This window comes from Pseudomonas sp. P1_A1 (genome assembly GCF_056406935.1).
In genome coordinates this window covers 231,930-257,210 of record NZ_JBFTZE010000009.1, presented here as the reverse complement: position 1 = coordinate 257,210, position 25,281 = coordinate 231,930, and the positions used below count along the sequence as shown (strand labels likewise).

The following is a 25,281-nucleotide window of genomic DNA, read 5'->3' as shown; positions in this document are numbered from 1 at the left end:
TGTGTTCGTCCTGAAAATGCAGTGCTTAGAAGTTCACGCCGAAGCTGAGCGCAACGAAGTCGCGGTCATCTACGGTGGTGTACTTGCCGTCGAAGAAGTTGGTGTACGCCAGGCTCGCGGTGTAGGTGTTCTGGTATTCGGCATCCAGCCCCAGGCTTACCGCTTTACGACCTTCCTCGAAGTTGCCGCCAGGGCCGGGCGAGTAACCGCTCACGTCGTGGGACCAGGCCACGTTCGGCTTGAGGTTCACACCGGCGAATACGTCGGGGTATTCCCAAATGGCCCGGGCGCGATAACCCCACGAAGTGGCCGTAGTGAAGCCGTCGTCGTTGCAATTGCGGCTGCGGTTGTTGGTGGCAGCACCTGCGCCGGCACCGTTGATGGTGCTGGTGTTGAGGATCGCCGAGCAGGTATCGAGACCACCGGTGGACGGCAGTTCGCCAGGCCCGTAGACCGGGTCACGGCCATAACGGACATCAGAGCTGCTTTCCAGGCCGCCCACATGGGTCACGCCCACTTCGCCCACCAGGGTCAGACGATTGGCGCCCATGACCTGATCGAAGAAGTGCGTCAGGGTGGTCTGGAACTGGGTGATTTCCTTGCGGCGATAGCCGTGCAAGTCCTGACCCGGCACACCATTAAGCAGCGAAGCATTGGTCAGAGCGCCGCCCAATGGACGCACGCCGGCGAACAGAATATCGGTGGAGTTGAGCTGCACCGGCGCGTTCGGACGGTAGCTGATCTCGCCGCTCCATGCCGTGCCGGTGGGCAGAGTGGTGGAGAAGCTCAAGCCATAGAGGCGGATGTCTTCCGGGTACTCGACAAAATAGTTCGAGTTTCCCGCGACCACCAACGGCGCCAAAGCCCGAAGCGCCCCCGGCAAGGCCGCTGCCCGCGCATAGGCCGATGCTGGAGCCCCCGTAGCGCTGAAGATCGGCGCACGGCTGTGGTAGTTCATGAAGTAGGCACCGAACTCGGTGTCCAGCGGCTCGAACATGTATTTGAGGGACGCCCCCCACTGGCCGCTGTCCCGAGCATCGCGATCCCCGCCACGGCGCACCAGCACACCTTCTTCGTTGACGTCGACGCCCAGCCTGGCCAATGTGGGCAAAGCGGCGCCCGGGATGGTCGAGCGCTTGTTCAGCACTCGCAGGTTGTTGTCGCAACCGTCGGCAATGATGTCGGGCTGGGAGAAAAAGGTGCCGCAGTTATCGACGACGGTCTGGTCCCATTCCAGTTGATAGAAGGCTTCTGCCGACAGCGTGTCAGTGAGGCTCTGGGACACGTAGAACATGTTGACCGGGATCAGACCTTCCTTGACCTCGGCGCCAGGACGACGGAACGCAGAGACATCGATCGGGTTGATCGAGTTGATGCCGCCGCCGATGAAGGTACTTTCACCCCAGCTCACAACCTGCTTGCCCAGGCGCACGGACCCCGGCTGATCGGCGATGGAGTAGTTGTGGTAGACGAAGGCGTCGAGGATCTCGCCGCCGGAGGACTTGGCGCCTTCCTTGCGGTTGCTGTCGCTGATGTCCTTGAATTCGCGGCTTTCATCCTTGAGTTCGAAGTCGTACCAGTATTTGCCCCGGACGAAGACGCCGGTGTCGCCGTATTTCAATTCAAGGTCATGGATGCCCTTGAAGATTTTCGAGAAGGTTTCGCCGCTCTTGAAGTTGGCGTGACCGTCATCGGACGTCTGGGACAGGCCGTGGCCCCCGTTATTGACGCCGATGAGGTTTTTGTTGGGACTCTGAGTAGACCAACTGGCTCCGATCGACAGGGATGAGTCGAATTGGCCTTCGATTTCACCAACGTTGAAACTGACGCCGAATGCGGGCCCGGCGAGCGAAGAGGCGAGACTGACCGCCAGGGGCAGTTTCGCCCGGCGCCAGAACTGGTTTACTGATGTCATCGACGCTACTCCATGTGCATTATTGTTATGGCTTAGTACTTTTAAAAACGCTGTGGGTAACCGGAAGCCAAGCGGTCCGAAGTCACTCCAAAGTTGCATCGCCCCCGTTTATTGCGTGAGCTCCGTTCTTAAAAATCCTTGAGCGGACTATAGCCAGCAGGTAGTAGTGCTTGATCCCTCTAAAGTGTGATTTGCGCTGCCGGCCACTCTGGAACAGTCCTTTCGCCAGTCCGACACATGTCGGCACGGCAAGGATGGCTGAAAATTCGGATTTCACAAGCCAAGCGCTTGCTTGGTGGCTCTGGCGTGCCCTTTCGGGCACGCCAGATGACGCTTAAAGCGTCGAGAGGAAGGTGCTGTTGTTGGCCTGCCATTCGGTGATGTCGACGCGGATACGCTTCTTGTCGAGTTTGCCGACGCTGGTCTTGGGAATTTCAGTAACAATGGCGATCTGACTCGGGATAGCCCACTTGCTCAGGTGCCCCTGTTCAACGTACGGCTTGAGGTGCTCCTTGAGTTCCCTGGCCCCGATCTGATGCCCTTCGCGAACCACCAGCAGCGCAAACGGGCGCTCGCCCCACTGCGGATCGGCGATGCCCACCACTGCTACCTCGCGTACCGCAGGGTGGCGACTGATCAGGTCTTCCAGGTCCAGGGAAGAGATCCACTCGCCACCGGTCTTGATCACATCCTTGATCCGGTCACGGATGTCGATCACGCCCATGCTGTCCAGAGTTGCCACGTCGCCGGTGTGCAACCAGCCCCCGGCCCAGAGCTCGGCGCCTTTTTGCGGCTCGTTGAAGTAACCCTCGGTGAGCCACGGCGCACGCAGCACCAATTCGCCCTGGGTTTCACCATCGGCAGGCAGGAAGTTGCCCTCGGTGTCGACGATTGCCGCCTCAACCAACGGCCCCGGCACACCAGCCTTGATCCGGTAGGTGGTGCGTTCGTCTTCGGTGCCGGCCATCAGCTCATCGTTGAGGTGGGCGCAGGATACCAATGGCCCGGTCTCCGACATGCCATAAGCGGCGGTCAATTGGATGCCCTTGGCCTTGGCGGCGTCGTACAGCGCATGATTGAGCGCACTGCCGCCGATGACGATTTTCCAGCCACCGAAATCGACGTTTTGCGCCGCTTTGGCATTGAGGATCATTTGCAGAATGGTCGGCACACAGTGGGAAAAGCTCACCTTCTCCTTGCGCCACAGCTCCACCAGATACTCGGGGTCGTAACGGCCCGGATAAACCTGCTTGAGCCCGAGCATGGTCGCCACATACGGCAAGCCCCAGGCGTGCACATGGAACATCGGGGTGATCGGCATGTACACGTCGTTGGTGCCCAACAACCGCACGCTGTCGATGGCGCCCATGATGGTCGACACGCCCATGGTATGCAGCACCAGTTGCCGATGGGTGAAATACACGCCTTTGGGGTTACCGGTGGTGCCGGTGGTGTAGAACGTGGTGGCCACCGAGTTTTCGTCGAAGTCCTGGAAGTCGTACTGCGGGCTCGCCGCGGCCAGCAGTTGCTCGTACTCGCCGACAAGGTTCGGCAACTCGGCAGTCTTTTCCGGCAAGTCGGTCAGCAGCAGGGTTTTCTCCACCGTGGTCAGGTGCCCGGCAATCGCCTTGTACAAACCGACGAACTCGCTGTTGACCAGCACAAAGCGGTCCTCGGCGTGGTTCATGGTGTAGAGAATCTGTTCTGGCGACAGCCGCACGTTAATGGTGTGGATCACCGCGCCGATCATCGGGATGGCGAACATGCATTCCAGGTAGCGATGGCTGTCCCAGTCCATTACCGCCACGGTATCCCCGGCCTTCACGCCGGCCTCTGTCAGCACATTGGCCAGCCGCGCAACCCGCTCGATCAGGGTCGGATAGCTGTAGCGCAACTGATCGCGGTAGATGATTTCGCGAGTTTTTTCGTAACGGGCGCCGGACATCAGCAGCCGTTTAATCAACAGCGGATACTGGTAAGCGCCCTCGGCTGGAGGAATAACGCGAGTCTGCAACATAAGAGTCCCTTTTTGACTGCACAGTCTTGGCTGCTAAAGCTAAGCACTCTAGAGGCCTTGAACGCCAGTCAAATCAGCCAAAGGTATGATTTGCAGAGCCGTACAAATGCTAGCTTTGCGCCAGCACTTGCGAGAATTCGTCAGCTGTTACGCCATTTTTCCTACGGCAGCCTCGGCTGGTGTCCGGGGGAAAACCATTGCAGCCACGAAGGTCAACGCCGCAAAACCCGCCAATATCAGGTAAAGGCCTACAAAACCTTGGCGCGGTTCGACGAACGAAATCAGCGGAATCGCGGTAGCACTGGCACCGAACGATAAACAGTAACGCAGCGCGAAGACTCGGGATTGCCATTGCGGCGCGACAAAGTTGGCGACCATCGCATCATTTACCGTGACCTGGCCAAACACCACGAACATGAACGCCGCACCCAGCACGATCACGGCCCAGCCGTCGACATAGGCCAACCCGAACAACAGTGGCGCCTGGCACAGCGTCAACACCATAAACGGCCATTTCAGACTGAAACGATGCAAGACCCGGCCGATGCTCAACTGCGCCACGGCGCCGAAGGCATACGCCAGGCTGACCACGACGCCAAGGATTTGCGGTGAAGTAAACAAATCGTGCAGGCGTTCCTGAAACAATTTCGGATAGGTCATGGTCGTGGCGTTGAACACCACACCGCCGGTCGCGGTGGCCAAGGCCAGTACGCCGAACACCATGACCATGGAAATCCTCTGACCGGCCGCATCTTTGAGCGGTGTGTGCGCACGCTTGGGGATCGGTTCTTCGCGCACCTGAAACGCGAAACCGATGCCCAGCCCAATCGCTACCACGCCAGGCAAAACGAATGCCGAACGCCAGCCGAGTTGCGCCACCAGCAACCCAGTGATCAGCGCCGAAAACGCCACGCCAAGATTGCCCCACATGCCGTTGATACCGATTTCGCGGCCCCGGTTGTGCGCGTAAGCCACCAGCATCGCGGTGCCCACCGGGTGATAGATCGCGGCGAAAATACCGATCAGCGTCAGGCCGAGTACCAGCATCGGTGCGCTGCTGCTCACGCCGGTAAAGATCGCCGAAGCGCCAACGCCGAAAAAAAACACCAGCATCATTTTCCGTCGGCTCCAGCGATCCCCCAGCCAGCCAGCCGGCAGCGAACAGGCGCCAAAGGCAATAAAGCCACCGAGAGACAGGCCGATCAGCGCAGCGTAGTCCAGTGCGAAGGCCTGGGTCATGCCGAGAACGGCGGCGGGAAAAATCAGCATGAACATGTGATCGATCACATGAGCTGCGTTGATATAGCGGAGGACATTTCTGGACTGGTTCATCGCGGCACGCTTACGTTGTAGTGAGCGGCTTATGCTAAGTTGGCGAAAAAGAGTAAGCCTGACAACAAAGTCATTGGATCTGACATGTTAATCAGCCATTTCCTGCACGGGCCGGTCAGCGCCTATCCGCGAGATTACGTGGACGGTGCTCACCAGGAACTGCATCAACACCGCGAAGCTCAGTTGCTGTACGCCGTTTGCGGCACCATGCGAGTGGTCACTGCGCAAGGTGCCTGGGTCATTCCACCAACCCGAGCCGTGTGGATTCCGCCATTGGTGGCGCATGAAATTTTCATGTCGGGCGAGGTGCGCATGCGTTCGCTGTTCATTGCCCCCGAACTGTCGCCGCCAACGCTGCAACAGTGCTGTGTGCTGGCCGTCACGCCGCTGCTGCGCGAGCTGATCCTGCGCGCGGTGCAAGGTCCGCGACACGCGGAAAACTCATTGATTCAGAAGCTGATGCTGGAAGAGATCGCCAGCCTGGAAAACCTTCCGCTACACATTCCAATGCCCGAGGACCGACGCCTGCAGGGCATCTGCATGGCGCTGCTGCGCGCACCGAATCACTCCAACACCCTGGAAGACTGGGCACAGCAGGTCGGCGCCAGTTCTCGAACCTTGGCGCGGCTGTTCCAGCAGCAACTGAAGATGAATTTCAATGCCTGGCGCCAGCAACTGCGCCTGATGGAAGCCCTGCCGCGTCTGCTCGCCGGGGAAAGCGTGCAGAGCGTGGCGCGCGACCTGGGCTACGGCAGTGCTCGAGCGTTCAGCGCAATGTTTCGCCGTTTGCTCGGGGAAAACCCTCGGGAATACCTGAACGCGCTGAACAAATTGAGCGAACTCAATCCCCCGTAGACACTCAGCGCGATCAATGCATCTCGGTGAACGCGAGTTTCACGCCGATGGCAATCAGCACCGCGCCCATCGTCCGGTCGAACCAGTGGCCCATGCGGGCGAAGCCGGCGCGCACGCGTTGTTGACTGAACAGCATCGCCACCAGGCAAAACCAGATAGCCGTTGCCGCCGCCAGATAGACCCCGTAACCGGCCTGTACCGCCAGCGGCGTGTGCGGGTTGATCACCACGGTGAACAGCGACAGGAAAAACAGCGTGGCCTTCGGGTTCAGGCCATTGGTCACGAACCCCGCAGTGAAGGCGCCCCGCGCGGTGCGCTCACCCGCTTCCTGGTGCAGGTCGTCAGCCGCAGGTTTGGCCGGTTGCGCGCGCAGGGCTTTGTAGCCGATGTACAGCAGGTACGCGGCAGCGGCCCATTTCAAGGCGTTGAACAGCACGATCGACTGAGACACGATCAGCCCGATCCCCAGCAGTGAATAACCGACGTGCAGGAAAATCGCCGAACCGACGCCCAGCGCCGTCCAGGTCCCGGCACGGCGACCGTGAGTCACGCTCTCTCGCACCACCACGGCGAAATCCGGGCCGGGGCTTGCAACAGCCAGCAGGTGAATCAGCGCAACGGTCAAGAATTCTGTCCAGTACATGGGGGCTCCCTTTGGCCAAGCGTAACTGCGTGTTTCATCTGGTAGGCTCGGCAGATTACGCCTTCAGTTCAACGCACAAAAGGTACAGTTGATGACGAACTCTCGCCGCGCCGTTTTCCTCGACCATCCGTCCCTGGACCTCGGCGATCTCGACCTCAGCCCACTACTCGAGTGCTTCAGCGACTTGCAGCTATTCGCCCAGACCACGCCTGCGCAGGTGATCGAACGCCTCAAAGGCGCCACCGTCGCCATCACCAATAAAATCCTGATCGATGCGGCGGCCATGGCGGCCAGCCCCGAGTTGAAGCTGATCCTGATCACAGCCACCGGCACCAACAACGTCGACCTGGCCGCCGCCCGCACCCACGGAATCACTGTTTGCAATTGCCAGGGCTACGGCACGCCGTCGGTGGCTCAGCACACGATCATGTTGTTACTGAACCTGGCGACGCGCCTGGCCGACTATCAAAAAGCCGTCGCCGAAGGGCGCTGGCAACAGGCGAAACAGTTCTGCCTGCTGGATTACCCGATCATCGAACTCGAAGGCAAAACCCTCGGTTTGCTCGGCCACGGTGAATTGGGCGGTGCCGTCGCGCGGCTGGCTGAAGCGTTCGGCATGCGCGTCTTGCTGGGGCAGATTCCGGGCCGCCCTGCCCGCCCGGATCGCTTGCCGCTGGATGAACTGCTGCCGCAAATCGACGCCCTGACCCTGCATTGCCCGCTCAACGAACACACCCGACACTTCATCGGTGCCCGTGAACTGGGCTCGATGAAGCCCGGTGCTTTCGTGGTCAACACCGCGCGCGGTGGCTTGATCGACGAACAAGCATTGGCCGACGCCCTGCGCAACGGCCACTTGGGCGGCGCGGCCACCGACGTGTTGAGTGTCGAACCACCGACTGCGGGCAATCCGCTGCTGGCCCGGGACATTCCACGGCTGATCGTCACCCCGCACAACGCCTGGGGCAGCCGCGAGGCGCGGCAACGAATCGTTGGCCAGTTGACGGAAAACGCTCAGGCTTATTTCAGCGGTAAAGCGCTGCGGGTCGTCAGTTGATAAACTGCGGCACTTTTTTTCAAGGAGCAGAGTATGGATCCGCGCAGTGAAGTACTGCTTCGTCAGGCCGAGTTGTTCCAGGGTTCGGTGCTGCTGGCCGGCTTGCCCGCCGACGACTTGCTGGGGCGCTTGCCCGATGCCCACGGCTGGTGCTGGCACGCCGGCGATCAAGCAGCACTGGACGCCCGTTTCGCCGAGCGCAGCCATTTTGGCGTGAATGCGCCCGAGCGCGAATTCGACAGCGCCGTGGTGTTTCTGCCCAAGTCCAAGGACCTGACCGACTATATCCTCAACGCCCTCGCCTCTCGTCTGGCCGGGCGTGAGTTGTATCTGGTCGGCGAAAAACGCAGCGGCATCGAAGGCGCAGCCAAGCAACTGAACCCCTTCGGCAAACCACGCAAGCTCGACAGCGCACGGCATTGCCAGCTCTGGCAGGTCACCGTGGCCCATGCGCCAGAAGCCAAGTCGCTGGAAAGCCTGGCCCAGACCTATGAACTGCCCTTGGCCGAAGGGCCGTTGAAAGTCATCAGCCTGCCGGGCGTGTTCAGCCACGGTCGACTGGATCGCGGCAGCGCCCTGTTGCTGGAGCATCTGGACAAACTGCCCAGCGGCCATCTACTGGACTTCGGTTGCGGTGCAGGTGTGCTGGGGGCAGTGGTCAAGCGGCGTTACCCGCACAATCAGGTCACCCTGCTCGATGTCGACGCGTTTGCCGCCGCCAGCAGTCGCCTGACCCTGGCCGCCAACGGTCTGGAAGCGGAAGTGTTGACCGGCGACGGCATCGACGCAGCGCCCATGGGCTTGAGCGCGATTCTGAGTAATCCACCGTTCCATGTCGGCGTACACACCGACTACTTCGCCACAGAGAACTTGCTGCGAAAAGCAGCTAAACATCTGAAAAATGGCGGCGAACTGCGGTTGGTTGCGAACAGCTTCCTGAAGTATCAGCCGCTGATCGAAGAGCATTTGGGCGTGTGTGCAATCAAGGCTGAAGGACAGGGTTTTAGAATCTACCGGGCCAAGCGTGGCTGAAAACGCTTTTGCAAAAGAGGGCTTGCCCAATCGGATTTGCCTAGGCAGAATCCGCTCCGTCCTAGGGGAGTAGTCTCCCACGAGCGCCATGCTCGTCCGGCATACGTCAACATACTTGGTCCTCAGACCATGGCGTATGCGACCCACGCGTCCGCATCAGACGGATCGCAGGGTTTGACAAGACCTATGACACGAACACCTTACCCGGGGCGGGAAGGCTGTACGTGTCATAGCCGTGTCGACCCGCCCCTTAGGAAAACCCTGATGATGCTGGACTCTCTACTCGTTCCCACCGCAATCGTTGCCTTGGCCGAAATCGGCGACAAGACGCAACTGCTCGCACTCATTCTAGCCGCTCGCTTTCGCAAACCCTGGCCGATCATCGCCGGCATCGTCGCCGCGACCCTGGCCAACCACGCGGCGGCGGGTGCGGTAGGCGCCTGGTTCGGCAGTTTCTTCTCGAATGCGACACTTCACTGGATCCTCGCCGCGAGCTTCGCCGCCACCGCGTTGTGGACCCTGGTGCCGGATAAAATGGACGAGGACGAAGCCAGCACTGCCCGCAAGTTCGGGCCGTTCCTGACCACGCTGATTGCGTTCTTCCTCGCGGAGATGGGCGACAAGACCCAGGTCGCAACCGTGATGCTCGCCGCGCAATACCCGGATCTGTGGCTGGTGATCCTCGGCACCACCGCCGGGATGTTGATTGCCAACGTGCCGGTGGTACTGGCGGGTAACTTTGCGGCGGAAAAACTGCCTCTGACTTTGATCCGTCGCCTGGCGGCGTCGGCGTTCTTTATCCTGGCGATTGTCGCGGTGTACAAGGCGATGCAGAGCAGTGGCTGGGTTTGAGACGACAACCCGATCATTCCCACGCTCTGCGTGGGAATGCATCCGGTGACGCTCCGCGTCACGACGTTAAAGCGGACTCGGAGCGCCCATGGCGGCATTCCCACGCAGAGCGTGGGAACGATCACTTACTCAAGATTTCCTGGCTTTCTCGTACAACGGCATGACTTTCGGAATCGCCGCCTGCAACGACGCAATCCGACTGGCCGACGCCGGGTGGGTGCTCAAGAACTCCGGCGGTGCGCCTTCCGAGGCTTTGCTCATTTTGTTCCACAGGGTGATCGCGGCGTTCGGGTTGTAACCGGCGCGGGCGGCCAGTTCGAGGCCGATCAGGTCCGCTTCGTTTTCGTTTTCGCGACTGTTGGGCAAGGTCATGCCGTATTTCGCCACGGTATCCGCCAGAGCCAGGCCGCCCTCGCCCAGACCGAACAACGCACCAGCACCCTGCTTGGCCATTTCGATACCGTAGGCCTTGGACATCGCTTCGCGACCGTGCTCGCGCAGGGCGTGAGCGATTTCATGGCCGATGATGGCGGCGATTTCGTCGTCGGTGAGTTGCAGGGTGTCGATCAGCCCGGAGTAGAAAATGATCTTGCCGCCGGGCCCACAGGAGGCATTCAGCTCGTCGCTCTTGATCAGGTTCACTTCCCATTGCCACTGGGCCGAATCCGGACGGAACACCGGCGCCTGGGCAATCAGGCGATTGGAGATCGCCTGGACGCGCTTGGCATCGTTACTGGATTTGTCCAGCACGCCTTTGCTACTCGCCTCCCCGACGGTCTTTTGATACGACTGGGCGTACATCTGATTGACCTCAGAGGTCGACAACATGCTGAACATGTATTGCTTGCGCTCCACGCCCACGGCACCGCCGCTGGTGGTGTTGACCGACTGACAACCGGTGAGCAGCAGACCCGCGCTCAGTGCACACAAAACCAATGTCTTATTCATCAAAAAGCTCCCTGGAAACATGCCGCGTATCCTAGGTGGGGATTTGTATCGGCGCCAGATACAACAGACGTGTAACACGCACATTTCAGACAAAGCTCCGATCACCGTAGGAAAAAATTCACACAACAGCGCCCGCCCCGACCGATCACGCTCAGCAATGACTCATTTACGACATCCAGCACTCCAAAACAGTCAATTCGCCACTCCGCGCTCATGCCCCTCCGGCTCCTTGCCGATACAGCTCTGCAGACGTCCTCTTGCGTGCGGAGCACCCATGAAATTCAAGTCAATCCAGTTTTCCGTTGCCGCCCTGGCCGGGGCCATTGTGCTCAGCGTTGTCGCAGCCCTGGTGCTGTACGCGCTGTTTTCCGGTGCCCGGACCCAAGACATGGTCCAGCAACGGACTCAGGCGCAGTTTGAGCAAGTCATCGAACAGCGCCTGACGTCGCTGGCGCAAACCCAGGTCAGCCAGATCCAGCGCGAACTCGAAGCGCCGCTGCTGATTGCCGGCGGTCTGGTGCGGGTCAACGCATTGATCGGCACACCGGGCGCCGATGGCCAGCCGCAACTGAGCCTGAGCCGTGAGCAACTGATCAGCCTGATCAAGGAAAACGTCGCCCGGAACCCGAAAATTCTCGGCACCTACATTGGGTGGGAAAAAAACGCCCTCGACCACAACGATGCGGCCTACGTCGACACCAAAGTGGCCGGCATCGACGCCAGCAACGGGCGCTTCCTGCCATGGTGGTTCCGTAACGAAGACGGCAGCCTGGGCCTGGACAAACTGGTCGACGTCGACGACCAGAAAACCTTGTCCACCGGTGTGCGCGCCAGCGAGTACTACCTGTGCTCCAAGGAAACCAAAAAAGCCTGCGTGATCGATCCGGCACCCTACAAGGTGGGCGACAAGATCGTCATGCTCGCCTCCTTCATTGAACCGATCATGCTCAACGGCGCGTTCCAGGGCATCGTCGGCGCCGACCTGTCGGTGAACTTCATCCAGGAAATGCTCCTGGGGGCGAATCAGAAACTGTACAGCGGCGCCGGGGAAATGGCCCTGATCGGCGGTAATGGCCGGATCGTCGCCTACACCAAAGACCCGAGCAAATTCGGCGAAAAGGTCAGCGACATCCTCGACAGCAAGCAGATTGCCAACATGGCCAATCTCAAGCGCGGCGAAGTGACTTACACCGTCGACAAGGCCCAGGGCCGGATCGAGTTGTACCTGCCCTTCGGCATCGGCCAGACCGACGCCCGCTGGACCTTGATGCTGCAACTGCCACTGAACGCGGTGATGGCCGACCTGCAAAAACTTCAGAGTGACCTGGACGCACAGCGCAAGTCCGACACCTTTGGCATGGCCATGGTCGGCCTGCTGATCGCCGGCATTGGTTTGTTGGTGATCTGGCTGGTGGGCCACGGCATTGCCCGGCCGCTGAAGCAGATGGTGACCATGCTCGATGACATCGCCCAGGGTGAAGGCGACCTGACCCGCCGCCTGACCAGCGACCGCAGCGACGAACTGGGCTCGATCGCCAAGGGTTTCAACACCTTCCTGGCCAAGTTGCAGGCGATGATTACTCAAGTGGTGACATCGGTGCAGAGCGTCAGCGATTCGTCGGAACACACCGCCGACATCGCCATTCGCACCAACATCGGTGTGCACAAACAAATGGCCGAGATCGATCAGGTCGCCACCGCCGTACACGAAATGACCGCCACCGCCCAGGATGTGGCGCGCAACGCCACCCAGGCCGCGCAAGCTGCCAGCCATGCGGATCAGGCGGCGGCGCAGGGCATGCAAATCGTGCGGGATACGTCGAATTCGATTGGTGTTCTGGCGGTGGAAATTGGCAAGGCCGTAGGCGTGGTGCAGACCCTGGCCAAGGACAGCGAAAACATCAACGCAATCCTTACGGCCATTCGCGGCATCGCCGAGCAGACCAACCTGCTGGCCTTGAACGCGGCCATCGAAGCGGCGCGGGCCGGTGAACAGGGCCGGGGTTTTGCGGTGGTGGCCGATGAAGTACGCAACCTGGCGCAGAAAACCCAGAAGGCCACGGAAGAAATCCAGACCATGATCCAGCAACTGCAACAAGGCACCCGCGATGTGGTGCGGGTCATGGAAGACAGTCAGAACCGCACCGACGAAAGCGTGCAGCACGCGGCGAAAGCGGCCCAAGCGCTGGAAACCATTACCCAAGCGGTGTCGGTGATCAACGACATGAACACCCAGATCGCCAGCGCCGCCGAGGAACAGAGCGCAGTGGCCGACGACATCAACCGCAACGTGATCAATATCGGACAAGTAGCCAATGAAGTGGCCGGTGGCGCGGATGAATCGAGCGCGGCGAGTGCGGATTTGACCAAGTTGGCGGAACAGCAGCGGCGGTTGATCAATCAGTTCAAGGTGTAGGGTTCAATGATCGTTCCCACGCTTGGGAACGATCATTACGCGCTCAACCCGGGGTTAAACATTCCGGCCCATTAAGCTTCGGATCATTCACCAGGTTCGCCAGCACCCGCTCGCGCAATGGCGCAGGTTCGCTGGCCAGCAGCGCCTGCAAGGCGTGCAAGGGGGTTTCAGGGTTGAGCCAGGCCTCCTGCCCCGCCGCATCGAGAATCAACGGCCGACGCTGACTCGAAGCAGGCTGGGTGATCACCGCCGTGCTCAGCCACACCTGCTCCTGCACCGGATACGCCTCCCAGATCGCCGCGAAAAACAGCGCCGAGCCCTCCCCCGGGGTGAGCCAATACGGACGTTTGCGTGTGGTGCCGCGCCATTCGTAAAAACCATTGGCCGGCAGCAGACAACGGCGCAGGCGCAAGGCTTCGCGAAACATCGGCTGTTCGGCAACGGTTTCGGCACGGGCATGGGCCGGCGTGCGGGACAGGTCGGTCAGCCACGGCGGCGTCAGGCCCCAGCGGGCGCGGGCCAACTCACGCTGCCCGTCCGCACCGGCACGCAGCATCAACACCGAATCGTTGGGAGAAATATTCCACTGGGCCTGCTGATCGGCGGGAAATCCGGGCAGGGCCGCGAAGGCGGGGTTCCAGCGAAACAGGGCATAACGTCCACACATGGGGCAATACGACTCTTGATCAAACGAACGTCAGCCTAACAGACCAGCGTGCCGGGAAAGCTGTCCGGTTCATCGCCGGACAGCGGCAGCGCGGCATTGTACGCGGCGATCAGCTCCCGCGCGTATTGCGCCTGGTCGTTATCGACCGATACTCCCAGCAGGCCGAATATCGGCAATTCCCCGGTACCGCCGATCAAATCCCGGCCCACTAGATGCGCCTCGATGCCTTCACTGGCCAGCATGCTTAGCAGCAATTCGCCTTCCATCAGGTTTTCCGGCTCGTAGATGCGCTGCATGGGTGCCCCTCACTCGTCTTCGCTGTAAACCTCAAGCATCCATTCCAAACCATCGGTTTCGAGATGAAACCTGATCGGCCGACAACAGACCGGACAGTCTTCGATATATTCCTGATCGCCACCGGACAAGTCCAGAACCGCGTCGGACTCTTCACCACAATACGGGCATTCATAACGCTCGGTTTCCAGCATCGCGGTCTCCCAGGTGACTTGTGCGTATAATCGCCGGTCTATTTGCAGGGCTATTTTTGTCTGGCTACCTTTTCAGACCGTGCCCCGGTGTTTTTCGATCAAAACCTTTACTTACCCTAGCCGTTTCCAACAAGAGAGCATGATGGGCGAATTCGATGCCATCCGACCTTACGACGACAGCGAAGTACCAGCGGTGCTGGCACGACTGCTCGGCGACAAGGCGTTTCTAGATATCCTCACCCACTTCCGCTTCCCGCGTTTTGCCGGTGCGTTCGGCTGGATGCTCAAACCTCTTATAGCGCATCGGCTGCGCCGTGAGTTCGCCGACGTCACGTCGGTGGCCACGTTGCAGGACAAAGTCGAGTTTTACGTCGACCACACCATCGAGCGCGCCACGGACGGGGTGACCTACACCGGCGTGGAGCAATTCAAGTCCGGCAGTGCCTMCCTGTTCATCGCCAACCACCGCGACATCGTGATGGACCCGGCCTTCGTCAACTACGCCGTGTACCACGCCGGCCTGCCGACGCCACGCATCGCCATTGGCGACAACCTGCTGCAGAAGCCTTTTGTCAGCGACCTGATGCGCCTGAACAAGAGCTTCATCGTGCACCGTTCAATCACCGGTCGTCGCGAGAAAATGGCGGCGTATCAATTGTTGTCGGCCTACATCAACCATTCGATCCGCAACGATTGCGCCTCGATCTGGATCGCCCAGGCTGAAGGCCGGGCCAAGGACGGCGACGACCGCACCGAGTCGGCGATCCTCAAGATGTTCCACATGAGCCGCAAGGACGAGCCGTTCGGCGAAGTCATCCGTTCGCTGAACCTCACCCCGGTGTCGATCAGCTACGAGTACGACCCCTGCGACCAGGCCAAGGCCCGCGAGCTGTACATCCGCGCCACCACCGGCACCTACACCAAGGCGCCGGGCGAGGATGACGTGAGCATCGCCAAGGGCATCACCGGTTACAAAGGCCGGGTCCACGTGAACTTCGCCGCGCCGATCACCGAACTGTTCGAAGACACCAAGCAATTGGCGATCGAAATGGACAAGCAGATTTTGGGCGGTTACCGGTTATTCCCAGTGCATTACCTGGCGTATGCACAGTGGAAAGACGCCGACCCGCAATTGCAGGTGCCGAACGCGGCCGAGCTGTTTGCGGCAGATGAACTGGCCAAGGCTCAGGAAGAATGGCAGCGTCGGCTGGAGGCTTGCCCTGAGGAACATCGTCCGTTCCTGGTGCTGCAATATGCGACACCGGTGCGCAATCAGTATCGGGTCAAGGCCGGGTTGCCGCTTTAAGCGAGCGACGTTTTTAGATCAAAAGATCGCAGCCTTCGGCAGCTCCTACAGAGGATTGATGTACACCCTGTAGGAGCTGCCGAAGGCTGCGATCTTTTGTTTCTTAGAGACTCAGACGCGGGTGCTGACCCACGACACCAGCAACGCCATCCCGAGGCAGGCAAAACCGAAGCGATAGAAAAACCGGTTCATGCGCAAGGTGGCCCAATCGAGTGTTGGCTCTTCGTCGGGCCGGCTCTGGCGCTGGGCTTCGATACTGGCCATCGCGCGCTGTTCACGACGACGGGTGGCATGCAGCAACCAGCCGCCCGGGCAGGCGAACAGCAAGGCCAGCAGGTTGATCAATTTGGCGGGATGAGCGGTAAAGAGCGAAATCAATTGCAGCGACATCACAAACCTCAGGCAAACCGGTGTAACAGACGCCGGGACCGACGACCACGGCGCGGATTCTACCGAAAGCGCCCTGACCTGCCCCCCCTTTCCGACAAATAACGAAACCATTTAGCCGATTATTGTCCTGTGTCACGGCGCCGTCATCTGAATCCGCCAGTCTGTCGCCCCTCGAAACCGACACGGACCCCGTCATGCTCCACGCCGAAAACCAGGACCGCCTTTACCTCATTGCCCAAAGCGACGAACAACAAACCTTAGTCGGCAGCCTCGCCTTCAATGTACAAGACCGGCATTGGCTGGTGTATTGCGCGTTGGGCGGGCATCAACATGCGGATTTGCCGGAGACGGATTTGCTGACCGGGGTGAGTGTTCTGGACTTCTATTCGCAAGCGGCTTGATTTCCCTTGCTGGAACGGCAGGCAGAAAAAAACCCGGCGCCATCACTGACACCGGGTTCTTTAAACAAGCCGCAAACCGTTACTCGGCAAGCACCTGACCAATCGTCGGGTCCTTGAACAAGCGGGTCAACGCATCGCTCAGCACATCACTGACCAGCTTGGTATTGGTTTCCTGATTCGGCGCCATGCCAAAACGCTGATCCAGCGACGCGCCGTAGCGACCGCTGTAACGACGGTTGGCATTCTGCACATCCGAACGGAACGTCGCGCCAATCGTTGCCTCAGTCACATACAAACCTTCTTTGGGCGACTGATACTTCAGCTCGGCCAGGGTCACCGTCAATTGCGGCGCATTCAGCGCATTGGCCGTCGGCGTGAAGCCCAGCAAGCGCACGGCCGCTTCAGCCTGAGCCTGCAGCTTCGGCAGAATCTGCGCACCCTGCACCGTGATCGCACTGGTCTCCGGGTACAGACCGCCACGGGTCCCCAGGGTTGGCGACGGACGACCGTCCACCACACGCACCACCACCGGCTGACCATGGCCGACCGGCGCCAGCTGAGCCGTCAGCTTGGGTTCCGGGCTCAGTTGTTGCGGGCTGTGGGCGCAGCCGACGAGGGTCAAACTGGTCACAGTGATCAAACCGAACAACAGGCGTTGCAACATGCTCTTCTCTCCAGAATCAGGCACTAACAGTGCCTGCAGTATAGCGGTGCGCCACTGCGGCGAACTAGCTTCGCGCAATGATTACTGAAATCTCTGACAAACCCGGTACAGCGCGGATCCTGTCACACTTTTGTCACCGCCCGGACACGCGTACGTCATCGCCCGCTGGCAACCTTCACGGCAGCTATCCACAAGGTGCTTTGTCATGCGTTTTCTCATTTCGATGTTCGCGCCACGCCCGCTGCACCGCAGTTTCGCCCTGCTCGACCACAACGGCCACTGCCAGGCCTTCAAGCAGTGCAGCCTCCAGCCCATGGGCGATGGCTGGATCGAAATCGAAGAAATTCGCCTCAACTGGCTGCACCATCCCCTGCCCGCCAGCGCCCGTGTCAGCCAGCACCCGCCACGTGCACGCGCGCAGCAACTGCTGACCACCTGACCGGACACCTAATAAAAGTCATTAAACACGACCATTTCCCTGCGTTTCTTCGTTACAATCTCCCCCCGATTATAAGGACGTCTCCTGATCGGGCCTCGCAGCATCGTCAATGCCTCGGTATTGACACCCCGAACCGCCCACAGAGAGCCGCCCACACAGATCGAGTGAAGCTGGCGCGCTTGCTGTTTCTCAAGCAAAACCCCCACTTTTCGCGAATCTGCAGAGCTGTCATTACGCTCGGTCACTGAGCTGTTTGCCCGTTTTTGCTGCCCATGTATCCCATGGCGGCAATCCATCCGGGCGCGGTGCCAGGCTGGGACAGCCCTTTTTGAGGTTCACGTCTTCAAAAGAGCGTGAAAAAAACGGGTTTTCACAACTTCACAAGAGTGTGGCGAGCAAATGAATAGTTTTGCGTCTGAATATGCACCATTAGCGTCTACAACAGCCCAACGACACAGGACCGAGTACTCCTCGAACACCGGAGCCTGAAGCCTGTCCGCTACGGATTTGGTTGCACAAACGGATGTCTCGACCATAAGTCGAATTGCCAGCCGCGTGCCGAAATGAGTTCATGTGACTCTTGAGGCCAGGCCGCATGCATCCGTCGAAGTTGCGAAAAATTGCGAAGATTCGGACATGGCGATCCTGGCCATGGGTACCTGGGGCATCACTGACACGCCCCGGAACGCCTGGCAGCTATGCCGACAATTTGGTGCTGCAGATTTTGGAGACGCGTTAAATGGCGCATAACGAAGCAGTCGACGTAGTACTGGTTGGGGCCGGCATCATGAGTGCCACCCTCGCTGTACTGCTTAAAGAGCTCGACCCCGCGATCAAGCTGGAAGTCGTCGAGCTGATGGATTCCGGTGCCGCGGAGAGTTCCAATCCGTGGAACAACGCCGGTACCGGTCACGCCGGGCTGTGTGAGCTGAACTACACGCCGCAGGCCGCTGACGGCACCGTCGACATCAAGAAAGCCGTGCACATCAACACCCAGTTCGAGGTGTCGAAGCAGTTCTGGTCCTACCTGACCAAGAAAGGCACCTTCGGTTCGTGCAAATCGTTCATCAGCCCGGTGCCGCACCTGAGCTTCGTGCAGGGTGAGAACGGCGTGTCCTTCCTCAAGGAACGCTTCAAGACCCTGAGCAAGCACCATGCCTTCTCGGACATGGAATACACCGAAGACAAAGCCAAGATGGCCGAGTGGATGCCGCTGATGATGCCGGGCCGTCCGGCTGACGAAGTCCTCGCCGCCACCCGCGTGATGAACGGCACCGACGTCAACTTCGGCGCCCTGACCAACCAATTGCTCAAGCACCTGACCAGCGCACCCGATGCCCAGGTCAAATACTGCAAGCGCGTCACCGGCCTGAAGCGTAACAATGGCGGCTGGACCGTCAGCATCAAGGACGTCAACAGCGGCAACACCCGTGAAGTCGACGCCAAATTCGTCTTCCTCGGCGCCGGCGGCGCGGCACTGCCGCTGCTGCAAGCGTCGGGCATCGAAGAAAGCAAAGGCTTCGGCGGCTTCCCGATCAGTGGCCAGTGGCTGCGTTGCGACAACCCGGAAGTGGTCAAGCACCACCAGGCCAAGGTCTACAGCCAGGCCGCGGTCGGTTCGCCACCGATGTCCGTGCCGCACCTGGACACCCGTGTGGTCGATGGCAAGAAGTCCCTGCTGTTCGGACCTTATGCCGGTTTCACCACCAAGTTCCTCAAGCACGGTTCGTTCATGGACCTGCCGATGTCGGTCCGCGCCGGCAATATCGGCCCAATGCTGGCCGTGGCGAAAAACAACATGGACCTGACCAAGTACCTGGTCAGTGAAGTGATGCAGTCGATGGAGCAGCGCCTGGAGTCCCTGCGTCGCTTCTACCCGGAAGCGAAAGCCGAAGACTGGCGCCTGGAAGTGGCCGGCCAACGGGTGCAGATCATCAAGAAAGACCCGAAGAAAGGCGGCGTTCTGCAATTCGGTACCGAACTGGTCGCGGCCAAGGACGGTTCCCTTGCCGCCCTGCTCGGTGCCTCGCCAGGCGCCTCGGTGACCGTGTCGATCATGCTGGAATTGATCGAGAAGTGCTTCCCGAACAAGGCCAAGGGCGAGTGGGCTGCCAAACTGGCGGAAATCTTCCCGGCCCGGGAGAAAGTCCTGGAAACCGACGCTGCGCTGTATCGCAAGATCAATGCGCAGAACAACGTCGCACTGGAACTGGTTGAAGCAAGCAGCGAAACCCAAAGCTACGCTTGATTCAGCCGCATAAAAAACGCCCCGTCCTCATTGAGGGCGGGGCGTTTTTTTATATGCGGTGAAACAATCTTGTGGCGAAGGAGCTTGCTCCCTCGCCACAAATTCCAGTGSCTGACGTTAACCGCGAGCCTTTTCGATCAACTCGATGTACTCGGCCGCGTTACGTTGATCCTGAATCAGGGCCACAAAGTTATTGCCGTGCTCATCCTTGCCATCCAGATCGTAGCCAGCTTCGACAAAGAACGTCAGAAAACGCTCGAAGTCATCGATGCGCAGGCCGCGGTACGCCTTGATCAGTTTGTGCAGCGACGGTGAAGTGGCGTCGACCGGCTCGAAATCGAGGAACAGTTTGATCTGCGCATCGCCGATCTCGTCACCAATCACTTGCTTCTTATCTTTACGCATTGCCGACTCCAGCTCGCAGACAGTTCACGGGGCGGGCAGTTTACCCCTGCCTTGATGCCGGGCTCAACGCGGACGAACGCTACCGGTGTGCAGATCGGCCCAGATATGGCCGTTGGCGTAACTCAGAAACTGGCAATACACCGTGTCGTTGCGCAACAAGTCGATCACCACGCGGTACTGGGCCAGCGGGTAATAGAGGGTCAGGGTTTTGCTTTTGTTGTCGTAGATCGGCTTTTTCAGGCTTTTGCTTTCGCCATCGAAGTTGACCAGCACCTGGCTGATGGTCGCACCCTTGTTCAAGGGTTTGCCCTTGAGGCGGATCAGCAACGGTGAGGTGACCGGGATCGGTTGTTGGTTGGACTGACGTTGGCTGCCGAGGACCACCGAATACTCGGTGACCTGCAACAGTTGTTGCTGCTCGGGTTCCGCTTCACGCAGAGTCAAGTCGTCCGGGGGCAAAAACTGCACATGCATCGGTGCCGGAGCGGCGGCCAGGGGTAGGCTGAAGACCAACATCAGGGCGGCGCAGCTGCGGATCAAAAGACTCATGACAGGCTCCAGGGACGAGGCCGAGCACTCTAGCACGATGATCAATCGGGCGAATAACCGATCCAGATCAATACTCTCGAAGACAAGGCTGGGCATACTGAAAGAGCCTTCAGCCCTATTTCGACGGCGTGCCGTCTACTGTGGAGTCCCTATGCCATTCTCCATCCCCCCGTTATTCGCCGCCTGGCGTCAAACTCTGCGTGCAGGTTATAGCCTCAGACGCTTGCGTGGCGACATCAGTGCCGGGGTGACGGTAGGGATTATCGCCATTCCCCTGGCCATGGCCCTGGCGATTGCGGTGGGAGTAGCGCCCCAACAAGGTTTATATACGGTGCTGATCGCGGCCCCGCTGATCGCCCTGACGGGAGGCTCGCGCTTCAATGTCAGCGGGCCGACAGCCGCGTTCGTGGTGATACTGCTGCCGATCACCCAACAATATGGCCTGGGTGGCCTGCTGCTTTGCACCATGCTTGCCGGGGCCATCCTGATTGCCTTGGGGCTGATTCGGGCCGGACGGCTGATTCAGTACATCCCTTATCCGGTGACTCTGGGCTTTACCGCCGGGATCGGTATTGTCATCGCCACCCTCCAATTGAAGGATTTGCTGGGCCTGAGTACCACCGGGCATGCCGAACACTACATCGAGCAATTAGGTGCGCTGCTCCAGGCGTTGCCCAGCGCCCGTCTGGGGGACGGGATCATCGGTGTTATGTGCCTGGTGGTTCTGATCGTCTGGCCGCGGTTTGTGCCAAGGGTTCCGGGGCATCTGGTGGCACTGGCCGTCGGCGCAATGTTGGGGCTGGCGCTGGAAAGCGGCGGGTTACCGATTGCGACGCTGGGCGAGCGCTTCAGCTATATCGTCGATGGCGTCAGCCACCCCGGTATTCCGCCGTTTCTGCCGAGCTTCGACTGGCCGTGGAATCTGCCGGGGCCCAACGGCCAGCCGCTGCATTTGTCTTACGACCTGATCCGCCAATTAATGGCGCCAGCGTTCGCCATTGCCATGCTCGGCGCCATCGAATCGTTATTGTGTGCGGTGGTGGCCGATGGCATGACGGGCAGCAAACATGACCCCAACGCCGAACTCCTGGGTCAAGGCATTGGTAACCTGGTCGCACCGCTGTTCGGCGGCATTACCGCTACCGCGGCGATTGCCCGCAGCGCCACCAACGTACGCAGCGGGGCGTTTTCGCCATTGGCGGCAATTATCCACAGCGCGGTGGTGCTGCTGGCGATACTCGCCCTCGCCCCACTGTTCAGCTACCTGCCGATGGCCGCGCTGGCGGCATTGCTTGTGATGGTGGCGTGGAACATGAGCGAGGCCCGGCATGTCGTGCACACCTTGCGCATTGCACCACGCAGCGATGTGTTGGTCTTGCTGACCTGTCTGAGCCTGACAGTGCTGTTCGACATGGTGCTGGCCGTTGCCGTTGGGCTGTTGCTGGCCGCCGGGTTATTCGTCAAGCGCATGAGCGACCTCACGGACACCGCCGAACTGCCTCGAGAGTTCCATCAAGCCTTGCAGGATTTGCCGGAGCATGTTCGTTGCTATGCGATACGCGGGCCGTTGTTTTTCGGTGCGGCGGAAAAGGCCCTGGGCGTACTGCGCAAATTCAGCCCGGAGGTCAAAGTGGTGATTGTCGAGATGAGTGCCGTGTCCATGCTGGACATGACGGCGTTGGCAGCCTTCGACAATATCCTCAGGGATTACCGCACCGACGGCATCGGCCTGATTCTGGTCGGGACGGCTGCGCGCGTGCGCCTGAAACTCAGGCGCGCGGGCATCCATCGGGAACAGCGTCAGTTGGCTTACGTGAACAACCTGGAACAGGCTCGACGCAAAAGCGAACGCTGGCTCGTCGGGCAGGACTGAACGCGCGGTTCAAGCGAACTGCGCACGCATTCGGATGGGAGATCTGCCTTCAAGCATCAACGTGTCTGGCGGCTAAAACCGTCCCCAGACAGTCAACCTGCTTACAGGCCTTTAACGGCAAAAATCCCGTTGGCGTTACGCCAGTAGCCTTTGTAGTCCATGCCATAACCGAAGATGTAACGGTCAATGCACGGCAGGCCGACGAAATCGGCTTTCAGGTCCGGGCGAGCCTTGCGGTCATGGTCCTTGTCGATCAGCACGGCGGTGTGCACTTTGCGGGCGCCGGCGTGTTTGCAGAAATCGATGATCGCGCCCAGGGTGTGACCTTCATCGAGGATGTCGTCAATGATCAGCACGTCACGGTCGATGAACGAAACTTCCGGCTTGGCTTTCCAGAACAGCTCGCCGCCGCTGGTTTCGTTGCGATAGCGAGTGGCGTGCAGGTAGGACGCTTCCAGCGGGAATTGCAGATGGGTGAGCAGCTTGCCGGCGAAAATCAGGCCGCCGTTCATCACACAGAACACCACCGGATTGCTTTCAGCCAGTTGTTCGTTGATATGTGCACCGACGCGGGCGATGGCCGCCTCGACTTCAGCTTCGGTGTACAGGCAGTCAGCCTCTCGCATGATTTGACGGATATGCTCGAGATCAGCGGACATGGCGCTCTCCAAGGGGTTTGAGGGGGAGGGACAGATTCGGAAAAGCGGGCAAAGGTACGCATCCCGCACGGCCAGATCAAGCGTTTGTGGACTAACGTACTGTATGTCTATAGGACAACACCCTCGGATAGATTAATCTAGACCGGTTTTTTTGCCCGCCGCCGGAGCCTTTCCCCATGCCCATCCGTGAGATCCGCCATCCGCTGATCCGTCATAAACTTGGCCTTATGCGCCGCGCCGACATCAGTACGAAGAATTTCCGTGAGCTCGCTCAGGAAGTCGGCGCCCTGCTGACCTATGAAGCCACCAAAGACCTGCCGCTGGAAAGCTACGACATCGAAGGCTGGTGCGGCACGGTGTCGGTGGAGAAAATCGCCGGCAAGAAAATTACTGTGGTGCCGATCCTGCGTGCCGGTATCGGCATGCTTGAAGGCGTGCTGAGCCTGATCCCGGGCGCCAAAGTCAGCGCCGTGGGCGTGGCCCGTAACGAGGAAACCCTCGAAGCCCACACCTACCTGGAAAAACTGGTGCCGGAAATCGACGAGCGCCTGGCGATGATCATCGACCCGATGCTCGCCACCGGCGGCTCGATGGTCGCCACCATCGATTTGCTGAAAAAGGCTGGCTGCAAGGACATCCGTGCGATGGTCCTGGTGGCCGCTCCCGAAGGCATCGCCGCTGTGGAGAAGGCTCACCCGGACGTGACCATCTACACCGCTTCCATTGACCAGAAACTGAACGAACACGGTTACATCATCCCAGGCTTGGGCGATGCCGGTGACAAGATCTTCGGCACCAAGCAGAAGGACGCGTGACCATGCAGCACGAGTTCAACGATCCGCTCTGGCGCACGGTTCTGTCCGGCGCGCAGATGCTGTTCGTGGCCTTCGGCGCCCTGGTGTTGATGCCGCTGATTACCGGCCTCGACCCGAACGTGGCGCTGTTCACCGCAGGTTTAGGGACGATCCTGTTCCAGATCGTCACCGGGCGTCAGGTGCCGGTGTTCCTGGCGTCGAGCTTCGCCTTCATCACCCCGATCATTCTCGCCAAGGGCCAGTTCGGCCTGGCGGCGACCATGGGCGGTGTGATGGCGGCCGGTTTCGTCTACACCTTCCTCGGTCTTGCGGTGAAGATCAAAGGCACCGGGTTTATCGACCGTTTGCTGCCTCCGGTGGTGATTGGCCCGGTGATCATCTCCATCGGCCTGGCCATGGCGCCGATTGCCGCCAACATGGCGATGGGCAAGGCGGGCGACGGCACTGAGCTGATTCATTACCAGACGGCGATGATGATTTCGATGCCGGCGCTGCTGACCACCCTGATCGTCGCGGTGTTCGGCAGAGGTATTTTCCGCCTGGTGCCGATCATCTCCGGTGTGCTGGTGGGTTTTGCCATGGCGTTTTATTTCGGCGTGGTCGATACCGCGAAGATTGCCGTGGCACCGTGGTTCGCGATTCCACACTTCACCGCGCCGGAATTCAACTGGCAGGCGATTCTGTTCATCGTTCCGGTGGCTCTGGCCCCGGCCATCGAGCACATCGGTGGCGTGATTGCCGTGGGTAGCGTGACCGGTCGCGACTACCTGAAAAAGCCCGGCCTGCACCGCACCCTGCTCGGTGACGGCATCGCCACCACCGCGGCCGGTCTGTTCGGCGGCCCACCCAACACCACTTACGCCGAAGTGACTGGCGCGGTGATGCTGACCAAGAACTACAACCCGAAAATCATGACCTGGGCGGCGATCTTCGCAATCAGCCTGGCGTTCATCGGCAAATTCGGCGCGCTGCTGCAAAGCATCCCGGTGCCGGTGATGGGCGGGATTCTCTGCCTGTTGTTCGGTTCGATTGCCGCGGTGGGCATGAACACTATGATCCGCCACAAGATCGACCTGGGCGAAGCACGCAACCTGGTGATTGTCTCGGTGACGCTGGTGTTCGGGATTGGCGGCATGCTGGTCGGCACCGGTACCGGCCAGAACGATTTCGGCCTCAAAGGCATCGCGCTGTGCGCGGTGGTGGCGATTGCACTGAACCTGTTGCTGCCGGGCAATGACAGCTGGAAGCACAAGAAGGCGGATGAGCCGCTGTTATAAGCGGCCTCAAGAATGCCTTCGCGGGCAAGTCGG

25 protein-coding genes, 1 pseudogene and 1 riboswitch are annotated in these 25,281 nt (G+C 59.9%); of the genes and pseudogenes, 13 read left to right on the top strand and 13 right to left on the bottom strand.

The genetic code is table 11. The features are described 5' to 3' along the window. Positions 1 to 25: 25 nt before the first annotated feature. The 3 genes from AC1D2Q_RS16140 to AC1D2Q_RS16130 form a co-directional block, all read right to left on the bottom strand. Positions 26 to 1,915 (bottom strand): DUF1302 domain-containing protein, encoded by a 1,890-nt coding sequence (locus AC1D2Q_RS16140; RefSeq protein WP_477813825.1) that lies wholly within the window; start codon positions 1,913 to 1,915, stop codon positions 26 to 28. A gap of 334 nt (positions 1,916 to 2,249) precedes the next feature. Further along, complete coding sequence (locus AC1D2Q_RS16135) at positions 2,250 to 3,932, bottom strand: fatty acid--CoA ligase (protein ID WP_477813824.1); 1,683 nt, start codon at positions 3,930 to 3,932, stop codon at positions 2,250 to 2,252. A 147-nt stretch (positions 3,933 to 4,079) separates the two neighbouring features. Further along, positions 4,080 to 5,264 carry an MFS transporter gene (locus AC1D2Q_RS16130; protein WP_477813823.1) on the bottom strand — a complete coding sequence of 395 codons (1,185 nt, stop codon included), beginning with the start codon at positions 5,262 to 5,264 and terminating at the stop codon, positions 4,080 to 4,082. Between the two features lie 84 nt (positions 5,265 to 5,348). Here AC1D2Q_RS16130 and AC1D2Q_RS16125 point away from each other — a divergent pair, with 84 nt between their 5' ends. Next, positions 5,349 to 6,119 carry an AraC family transcriptional regulator gene (locus AC1D2Q_RS16125; protein WP_111454523.1) on the top strand — a complete coding sequence of 257 codons (771 nt, stop codon included), beginning with the start codon at positions 5,349 to 5,351 and terminating at the stop codon, positions 6,117 to 6,119. Positions 6,120 to 6,132: 13 nt separating this feature from the next. On the opposite strand, the gene AC1D2Q_RS16120 is transcribed toward AC1D2Q_RS16125, so the two are convergent. Then, positions 6,133 to 6,762, bottom strand: coding sequence for a LysE family translocator (locus AC1D2Q_RS16120; protein ID WP_349747115.1), 630 nt, complete (start codon positions 6,760 to 6,762; stop codon positions 6,133 to 6,135). A 91-nt stretch (positions 6,763 to 6,853) separates the two neighbouring features. Here AC1D2Q_RS16120 and AC1D2Q_RS16115 point away from each other — a divergent pair, with 91 nt between their 5' ends. The 3 genes from AC1D2Q_RS16115 (at position 6,854) to AC1D2Q_RS16105 (ending at position 9,703) form a co-directional block, all read left to right on the top strand. Further along, positions 6,854 to 7,819, top strand: coding sequence for a 2-hydroxyacid dehydrogenase (locus AC1D2Q_RS16115; protein ID WP_477813822.1), 966 nt, complete (start codon positions 6,854 to 6,856; stop codon positions 7,817 to 7,819). Between the two features lie 33 nt (positions 7,820 to 7,852). Beyond that, positions 7,853 to 8,851, top strand: a complete 999-nt coding sequence (locus tag AC1D2Q_RS16110; RefSeq protein ID WP_477813821.1) for a methyltransferase — start codon at positions 7,853 to 7,855, stop codon at positions 8,849 to 8,851. A 51-nt stretch (positions 8,852 to 8,902) separates the two neighbouring features. Next, a riboswitch (yybP-ykoY riboswitch) is annotated at positions 8,903 to 9,027 on the top strand. A 91-nt stretch (positions 9,028 to 9,118) separates the two neighbouring features. Then, complete coding sequence (locus tag AC1D2Q_RS16105) at positions 9,119 to 9,703, top strand: TMEM165/GDT1 family protein (RefSeq protein WP_026286682.1); 585 nt, start codon at positions 9,119 to 9,121, stop codon at positions 9,701 to 9,703. A gap of 129 nt (positions 9,704 to 9,832) precedes the next feature. On the opposite strand, the gene AC1D2Q_RS16100 is transcribed toward AC1D2Q_RS16105, so the two are convergent. Continuing rightward, complete coding sequence (locus AC1D2Q_RS16100; RefSeq protein WP_477813820.1) at positions 9,833 to 10,651, bottom strand: M48 family metallopeptidase; 819 nt, start codon at positions 10,649 to 10,651, stop codon at positions 9,833 to 9,835. Positions 10,652 to 10,670: 19 nt separating this feature from the next. On the opposite strand from AC1D2Q_RS16100, the pseudogene AC1D2Q_RS16095 reads away from it, so the two are divergent. Together AC1D2Q_RS16095 and AC1D2Q_RS16090 are read left to right on the top strand one after the other, a co-directional pair. After that, positions 10,671 to 12,212 (top strand): annotated as a pseudogene (locus AC1D2Q_RS16095) (methyl-accepting chemotaxis protein); the annotation flags it as partial. Positions 12,213 to 12,224: 12 nt separating this feature from the next. After that, entirely contained in the window at positions 12,225 to 13,067 is an 843-nt protein-coding gene (locus tag AC1D2Q_RS16090; protein ID WP_477813834.1) for a methyl-accepting chemotaxis protein, read from the top strand. A gap of 43 nt (positions 13,068 to 13,110) precedes the next feature. Here AC1D2Q_RS16090 and AC1D2Q_RS16085 read toward each other — a convergent pair whose 3' ends face one another. From AC1D2Q_RS16085 to AC1D2Q_RS16075, 3 genes are read right to left on the bottom strand one after another with little or no spacing between them, the layout of a single operon-like run. Further along, positions 13,111 to 13,734 (bottom strand): SOS response-associated peptidase, encoded by a 624-nt coding sequence (locus tag AC1D2Q_RS16085; RefSeq protein ID WP_477813819.1) that lies wholly within the window; start codon positions 13,732 to 13,734, stop codon positions 13,111 to 13,113. 35 nt (positions 13,735 to 13,769) lie between these two features. Then, positions 13,770 to 14,030, bottom strand: coding sequence for a putative signal transducing protein (locus AC1D2Q_RS16080; RefSeq protein ID WP_007939795.1), 261 nt, complete (start codon positions 14,028 to 14,030; stop codon positions 13,770 to 13,772). A 9-nt stretch (positions 14,031 to 14,039) separates the two neighbouring features. Next, complete coding sequence (locus AC1D2Q_RS16075; RefSeq protein ID WP_477813818.1) at positions 14,040 to 14,222, bottom strand: CPXCG motif-containing cysteine-rich protein; 183 nt, start codon at positions 14,220 to 14,222, stop codon at positions 14,040 to 14,042. Positions 14,223 to 14,361: 139 nt separating this feature from the next. Between AC1D2Q_RS16075 and AC1D2Q_RS16070 the strand changes: the two genes are divergently transcribed. After that, positions 14,362 to 15,528, top strand: a complete 1,167-nt coding sequence (locus AC1D2Q_RS16070; RefSeq protein WP_477813817.1) for a 1-acyl-sn-glycerol-3-phosphate acyltransferase — start codon at positions 14,362 to 14,364, stop codon at positions 15,526 to 15,528. Between the two features lie 111 nt (positions 15,529 to 15,639). Here the strand turns inward: AC1D2Q_RS16070 and AC1D2Q_RS16065 are convergent, their stop codons facing one another. Beyond that, positions 15,640 to 15,918: a hypothetical protein gene (locus AC1D2Q_RS16065; RefSeq protein WP_477813816.1), complete on the bottom strand. Its 279-nt coding sequence runs from the start codon at positions 15,916 to 15,918 to the stop codon at positions 15,640 to 15,642. 194 nt (positions 15,919 to 16,112) lie between these two features. Between AC1D2Q_RS16065 and AC1D2Q_RS16060 the strand changes: the two genes are divergently transcribed. Next, entirely contained in the window at positions 16,113 to 16,319 is a 207-nt protein-coding gene (locus AC1D2Q_RS16060) for a hypothetical protein (RefSeq protein WP_018929592.1), read from the top strand. 79 nt (positions 16,320 to 16,398) lie between these two features. Here the strand turns inward: AC1D2Q_RS16060 and AC1D2Q_RS16055 are convergent, their stop codons facing one another. Beyond that, the gene (locus AC1D2Q_RS16055; RefSeq protein ID WP_253416736.1) at positions 16,399 to 16,983 is read right to left on the bottom strand and encodes a YajG family lipoprotein; all 585 of its coding nucleotides are present in this window, start codon (positions 16,981 to 16,983) and stop codon (positions 16,399 to 16,401) included. Positions 16,984 to 17,188: 205 nt separating this feature from the next. On the opposite strand from AC1D2Q_RS16055, the gene AC1D2Q_RS16050 reads away from it, so the two are divergent. Both AC1D2Q_RS16050 and mqo read left to right on the top strand, forming a co-directional pair. Next, a complete protein-coding gene (locus AC1D2Q_RS16050) occupies positions 17,189 to 17,422 on the top strand; it encodes a hypothetical protein (RefSeq protein WP_477813815.1) in 234 nt (77 codons plus the stop codon). Between the two features lie 739 nt (positions 17,423 to 18,161). Then, entirely contained in the window at positions 18,162 to 19,670 is a 1,509-nt protein-coding gene (gene mqo, locus AC1D2Q_RS16045) for a malate dehydrogenase (quinone) (RefSeq protein WP_018929589.1), read from the top strand. A gap of 117 nt (positions 19,671 to 19,787) precedes the next feature. On the opposite strand, the gene AC1D2Q_RS16040 is transcribed toward mqo, so the two are convergent. Further along, positions 19,788 to 20,075, bottom strand: coding sequence for a PA4642 family protein (locus AC1D2Q_RS16040; protein ID WP_019651164.1), 288 nt, complete (start codon positions 20,073 to 20,075; stop codon positions 19,788 to 19,790). A 63-nt stretch (positions 20,076 to 20,138) separates the two neighbouring features. Next, positions 20,139 to 20,624, bottom strand: coding sequence for a hypothetical protein (locus AC1D2Q_RS16035; RefSeq protein ID WP_019651163.1), 486 nt, complete (start codon positions 20,622 to 20,624; stop codon positions 20,139 to 20,141). Positions 20,625 to 20,775: 151 nt separating this feature from the next. On the opposite strand from AC1D2Q_RS16035, the gene dauA reads away from it, so the two are divergent. Beyond that, positions 20,776 to 22,497: a C4-dicarboxylic acid transporter DauA gene (gene dauA / locus AC1D2Q_RS16030; protein WP_477813814.1), complete on the top strand. Its 1,722-nt coding sequence runs from the start codon at positions 20,776 to 20,778 to the stop codon at positions 22,495 to 22,497. Positions 22,498 to 22,598: 101 nt separating this feature from the next. Here the strand turns inward: dauA and AC1D2Q_RS16025 are convergent, their stop codons facing one another. Continuing rightward, on the bottom strand, positions 22,599 to 23,156 hold the full coding sequence (locus AC1D2Q_RS16025) for a hypoxanthine-guanine phosphoribosyltransferase (RefSeq protein ID WP_007939779.1): 558 nt from the start codon (positions 23,154 to 23,156) through the stop codon (positions 22,599 to 22,601). A 176-nt stretch (positions 23,157 to 23,332) separates the two neighbouring features. Here AC1D2Q_RS16025 and upp point away from each other — a divergent pair, with 176 nt between their 5' ends. Then, entirely contained in the window at positions 23,333 to 23,971 is a 639-nt protein-coding gene (gene upp, locus AC1D2Q_RS16020) for a uracil phosphoribosyltransferase (protein ID WP_007939777.1), read from the top strand. A gap of 2 nt (positions 23,972 to 23,973) precedes the next feature. Continuing rightward, positions 23,974 to 25,248 (top strand): uracil-xanthine permease family protein, encoded by a 1,275-nt coding sequence (locus AC1D2Q_RS16015; protein ID WP_477813813.1) that lies wholly within the window; start codon positions 23,974 to 23,976, stop codon positions 25,246 to 25,248. The last annotated feature ends 33 nt before the right edge of the window (positions 25,249 to 25,281 follow it).